Genomic DNA, 4,832 nt, shown 5'->3' on the forward strand with positions numbered 1-4,832 from the left:
GTTAAATGAATACTTGAAGCCCTTTTCCGCCGCCAAGTATTCCGACTTATTTTTTATTGTTGACATTTTTTTTTAATCCTCCTTTGTCATGATATTAGTTTATTTATAAGCGGAGTTGAGGATTCTCAACCCCGCCCGATTAGTTTAATCAGCATTTTGGCGGTATAAAATAACATACTCGCCAGCAACTAAATTTTTAGTTTTGTGTTCAGGGTGCGAAATTGTTGCACCTGAAGTTTTCAAAACTATTTTTCTAATATTTTCATTTGTTGCATCTTTTGCAACAATTCCTACGCCATTTAAATAATGCCTGCCAAGTTCAAGTTCAATATTGATATTTTCATTATCATTGTTAATATCAATATTATCATTTATCTTTTTGAAGAAAATTTCACCTTGATGTTCCCAAGAATCATCAATTTTGTTTTGGTATATTTCAGACATCGCATCTATGCACGTCATGTCAAACCCTCTTTCTCCAACAAAATAATCATTCCTAAAAAAAATATTCCATCTCTGCCCTTCATCTATTCCTTGCAATGCGAATTTCCCAGTTGTTTCCAATGCTCCATGATATTTTTGATATTCTGTGTATGATATTTCTGCCGTTAAAAAACATCCAAACTTTGTGCTTCTATCTATGATTTTATTTCTTTTAAAAGGACGCCCAAATTCATTCAGTAAAAATTTTTCGTCTGCATTTTCAAAATCAAGATTAGCAAATGCTTTTATATTTGCCGATTTATTTTTTGAAATTTCCTTACTTTTTATTTCATTTTTTTTACTAATTTCTTCGTTTTCTTTTTTTGTTTCTGAAATGAATTTTTTAGTTTTGAGAATCATTTCTTTTTTTATTTTATTCATTTCTTTCTTTATTTCATTCATTTTTTCTATTTCAAAAGCTTTTCTCTTTTCAATACTTTTTGTCTCTATTGAAAAGTTAAATTCTTTTTCATTGATATTTCTATAATATTTTTCGAGAAGTTGCACTCTTCCAGAATGTCCAATTTCATTTTTTATTGTTCCTAATGACAAAGCTGAAAACTTTTTCGCTTTGTCATTTATTAATATTATTTTTATTTTTAATTTTGTTTTTAATGCTTCTTTTTTAATTATTATTTTCATTTTGAAGCCCTCCCTTAATTTCAAATTAAATTAACTAAAATTGCCATTAAACCTAAAAATATTGTAAATTCAAATAAATCTATACTGTGATTATTGTGATTATATTGAAGTTTAAATTTCATTGTAAAGCCCTCCCTTTGTCATGATTTTGCCTCCTCAAAATATCCTATTTTTTGTAATTTTGGATAAATATACTTTTCATAATTACTAATGCCAAATCTATCCTGAAGTTCTGTTTTAGGATTGCTTAATATTTCCATAATAATTCTATCGCAAAACTGATGTTTTTTTCTTGGTCTTCCCATTCTATAAACAATATTATCTTTGTTGATAAAATAAAAACTACCTTTTGTTCCTAACAAATAAACATCTTCACTTAAGTGTTTTAAATTGATTTCTTTTGTCATATTGCCTCCTTTATCATGATATTAGTTTAATTTAGGCGGGGATTATTCCCCGCTCATGATTTCAATTATTTTTAGTTATTAATTTTCTTTCATAAATTTTATTAAAGATTCTGTTTCATTAATATTTTTAGAGACAATATAACAATCTCTAATTGTATTTTTAAAAGAGTATCTATTTAATAAACTTCTTGAAAAATAAATATTTTTAATAAATCTAATTAATCTTTTCATAAAGCCTCCTCGCCCCGAAGGGCTTAAATTATTTTAATATAAGTGTTTTATCATGCCGTTTAAAATAAAATTCACCACAATCTGTGCAAATATGCGTAAATCCTTGTTTTTTCATGAAATTTATAATTTCATCATCTTCAGTAGTATTTATAATATCTTCAATTTTTATTTCTTCAACTTTATGTATTACAATAACAAGTGATTTTTTTAAAAAGAAAAATTTTAATCCTTCAATATTAATTAGTTCATAGCCTTTTTTATTCAAAAAACTAATTAATTCCTCATCGTTTTGGGCTTCACAAATATTAGTCATCAAAGATATATCTTTTATTCGTGCGTCTTTAACTAATTGCAAATATTCATTACTCTCTTTAAATTCGTCAACTCCTTTTCTTTTGTAATAATCAGCACTTGTATTTACACCACCACCACCCATAAATCCTCCTCGCCCCGAAGGGCTTTTTTTTAAATTAATTTTTTTTTGAATTTGAAATTTTCATAGAGATTAAAATCTCTATTTTTTTTATCGCATCTTTAATTTTTTGATTACTACTTAAATCAATAAATGTTTCCATTTCATACCTCCTTATATTTACAATCAAAAAAGCCCTCAAATCAACATAACAATAGATTATGTTGATTTGAGGGCTTTTATTATCTCCAATCAGTTTGTGACTTGTAATTTCCAAGCGAGTCACAAACTACCATTTTCACGTCTCCATGTTTGCAAAAAAACACGAGTATTTCTCCATTTCTACAATATTTCATAGAAACGGATGAGAGATTAATTCTCTCAGCATCTTTTAATGCTATTAAAGCATTAAAAGATGCATTAAAAAATTTCGTTTTATTGGCGGGATTTAAACCCGCCTTATAAAGATTAAATTTCATTTTTTTCTCCAGCCATCCTGAGAGTAACCCGCTTTCGCGACTCGGGACGGCTATATAAAAATTAATTTATTTTTTTTTATTCTTCTACTAACAACATTCGAGCTATTTTAATAGCTCGAAGAGGTGACACAATTGTCACCTCTCTGGGGTCAAATGGAGACCCCGTTTCAAAATAATACTGCCCTTTTTTAAAAATTAACAATTCATAACATTTTCCAGGATAGTCATTGCTGACGTATCCGATTTTTTCTCCTTCATTCAACCTTTTCAAAATTTGATTCGCTTTCATTTTTTTTCTCCTTTTAAATTTCTCCTTTTAAATTTATTCAGCGCCTTCGAGAAAATTATTAATAATTTTCTCGAAGAATTTTAACGATTCTTCTTCAGAAAATTTATCAAAATTTTCAGGGCAGTTATCCAAATAACTGCCGTTCCAAAATAAGGAAGATTCTTCCCTATTAACATTAAAATTATATTCTCCTATTTTGATGTCCGGATGAGACATCAAAAATCTGTCTAAATCTGCAAACTTTTTATCGTTTGCAGATTTAGATTCTGCAAAGTCATTTTCATCTATGACTCTGCATTCATCGGCTGTTTTGCCGATTTTCCTTTTATCATTTGTTCCGCCGCCCTCGAATTCGAATGTTGCGGCGGATCCCAGTGAACCGTATCTCAATCTCATTTTTTTTCTCCTTTTTAAATTAATTTTAATTTCTTTATGTTTTAAGTATATTATACTGTTTTTAATAAGTCAAGCTTTTTTTTCATTTTTTTTTAATTATTTTAAACTATTTTTATTTATGTAGTATTTATATATGTTTGCCGTCTATCTTTTTTTATATATTATCCATTTAAAAGTTTATTTAATATATTATTTTTTTTAAAAAATAAATTGATAGTTTTATATTTTGAAAAATAAAATTTACATATAATAAAGATTGCAAAAATCGTGCCAAAATTTAAAAAAAAGATTTTAAAAATCAAAATTACCAGAACAGAAATTTATTTTTAATTTTATTTTTTTTAATTTTATAAAAAAAGACAATTATTTTTTTAAAAATTGCTAATCATTTTTTTAAAATTTATTTCAAGATTTATTTTTTTATTGCTCCGAAAAATATATTTAATTTATTTTTTTAAAACAGTGTTATTTTTTTAAAAAACAAATAGACTGCAAATTAAATAATACCAAGTAAAAGCGCAGCGGAGTAGGGCGGTTGAAAACTCGCAAACTCTTTTAAAATCTACAAAGTATTTTTTAAAATTCTATTATTAGTTTTTAAAAAAAAGTATAGCAATAGCAAGGGTTTGCTCGGCAGGGTAGAGCAGGGTAGGGCGATTTTGTTTAATTTATATTTTATAAAAAATTCCAGAAGGGCGGCACTCCTCCACTGTTTGCGTGAAAAATTGACAAATAACGTCATGACAAAAAGAGAGCATTCTTGTCATGACAAATCACATATCATGACAAATTCTGAAAATGGGAATATCATGACAAAAAACCCAAAATTATGAAAATATTATTGCGATTTAATTTTTATTATTTTGATATTAATTTTTTATCATAATTTGAAATATTTATTTACTTAATTTTATTAAAAATATAACAACGTTTGAAATTAATAAATAATAAAATATAAGTCATTTTATCATGTTTGTCATGGCGGGTTTGTCATGGCGGGTTTGTCATGATATACCGCCCTCTTTCGCAAATGCTTTATTTTTATTTTTCATTCAATATTAAGCGATTTAACCCTGTTTAATTTTCCATTTGATACAAACATACCTATTTTAATTTATCGTGGCAAAAAACAATAACAGCGTTCGTTTTTTCGCTATGTATTATTAACCATTAAACCTGTTTTTGCGAGGTCATATTCCAAAGATGCAATTAAAAACTTTTCTTCAGGCGTTAATTTCGGATATGCCAAATCTACTTCTTTACAAATTTTGCAAAATAGTTTAGTCTTCGTCATTTTCTTTATCCTCCTGTGAAAAGGGTCTTGCGATAAAAGTTTTCGGATTATTGTAAAGTTTAATTGTTTCGCCGATTGCATAGTTTGATTTTACGCATTCGAGTAATTTATCGTGAATATCTGTGTATTCGGTTTTATTCGATAATACCATCCCAAATCTTGCATTACCGATTATTGCACTGCTACCCCTAATTTTACT

The 4,832-nt window shown here is 27.2% G+C and carries 6 protein-coding genes; all 6 read right to left on the reverse strand.

Going from position 1 to position 4,832, the window contains the following annotated elements; all coding sequences use genetic code 11:
• Positions 1 to 144: 144 nt before the first annotated feature.
• Positions 145 to 1,125: a hypothetical protein gene (locus tag ACYDAT_RS15560; RefSeq protein ID WP_461451291.1), complete on the reverse strand. Its 981-nt coding sequence runs from the start codon at positions 1,123 to 1,125 to the stop codon at positions 145 to 147.
• Between the two features lie 140 nt (positions 1,126 to 1,265).
• Positions 1,266 to 1,532 carry a hypothetical protein gene (locus tag ACYDAT_RS15565; protein ID WP_461451293.1) on the reverse strand — a complete coding sequence of 89 codons (267 nt, stop codon included), beginning with the start codon at positions 1,530 to 1,532 and terminating at the stop codon, positions 1,266 to 1,268.
• Positions 1,533 to 1,791: 259 nt separating this feature from the next.
• On the reverse strand, positions 1,792 to 2,199 hold the full coding sequence (locus ACYDAT_RS15570) for a hypothetical protein (RefSeq protein ID WP_461451295.1): 408 nt from the start codon (positions 2,197 to 2,199) through the stop codon (positions 1,792 to 1,794).
• Positions 2,200 to 2,730: 531 nt separating this feature from the next.
• A complete protein-coding gene (locus tag ACYDAT_RS15575) occupies positions 2,731 to 2,943 on the reverse strand; it encodes a hypothetical protein (protein ID WP_461451297.1) in 213 nt (70 codons plus the stop codon).
• A 33-nt stretch (positions 2,944 to 2,976) separates the two neighbouring features.
• Positions 2,977 to 3,339: a hypothetical protein gene (locus ACYDAT_RS15580; RefSeq protein ID WP_461451299.1), complete on the reverse strand. Its 363-nt coding sequence runs from the start codon at positions 3,337 to 3,339 to the stop codon at positions 2,977 to 2,979.
• 1,280 nt (positions 3,340 to 4,619) lie between these two features.
• A partial coding sequence (locus ACYDAT_RS15585) for a hypothetical protein (protein ID WP_461451301.1) occupies positions 4,620 to 4,832 on the reverse strand: 213 nt, incomplete at its 5' end.

The organism is Metallibacterium sp., assembly GCF_054637675.1.